The organism is Gimesia chilikensis (genome assembly GCF_008329715.1).
GTDB lineage: Bacteria > Planctomycetota > Planctomycetia > Planctomycetales > Planctomycetaceae > Gimesia > Gimesia chilikensis.
Genome location: NZ_VTSR01000019.1, coordinates 1 through 547 on the forward strand (window position 1 = coordinate 1; position 547 = coordinate 547).

The 547-nt window shown below is 52.7% G+C and carries 1 protein-coding gene; it reads left to right on the forward strand.

All coding sequences use genetic code 11. The features are described 5' to 3' along the window. A partial coding sequence (locus tag FYZ48_RS22190) for a transposase (RefSeq protein ID WP_149344466.1) occupies positions 1-270 on the forward strand: 270 nt, incomplete at its 5' end. Positions 271-547 lie beyond the last annotated feature (277 nt).

Below are 547 nucleotides of genomic sequence, written 5' to 3' on the forward strand. Positions count from 1 at the left end.
GGCCTGGCACCGGGACAACGGGAAAGTGCCGGGAAGATGAAGGAACTCCACATCGAAAAGGCAGGTTCCCGTTATTTGCGCTGGGCGCTGGTGGAGGCCGCCTGGCAACTGGTGTATCGGGTACCGCGCTGGAAGACGATCTACGAAAGGTTGAAAAAACGCTTGAAGGCCAAAAAAGCCATCGTGGCGATCGCCAGGCGTCTGCTGGGAATGATGGTCGCGATCATGAAATCAGGCGAACCATTCACAGCGACACACCAGCCTGCCTGAAACAGGCTGACGAGTAAGACAGAAATGAAGTAATGACATCAGAGACAAAATCAATCGGGAATGTGTGAACGACCCCGACCGAGGCCATGAAGGCGGAGAAAACTCTTCGACCTTCGTCAGGGTGAATGGGGCGTTCTTCGTACGGATGTTTAATGGCGACGGCCTGCAACAGTGGTCGATCCCGAATAGATGGTTGAGCGTACCGCTTGATTGTGTCTCAGAAAGGGATCCATGCGCAAAGAATAAAATCACTTGACAAGATGTTCTTCATAGATGG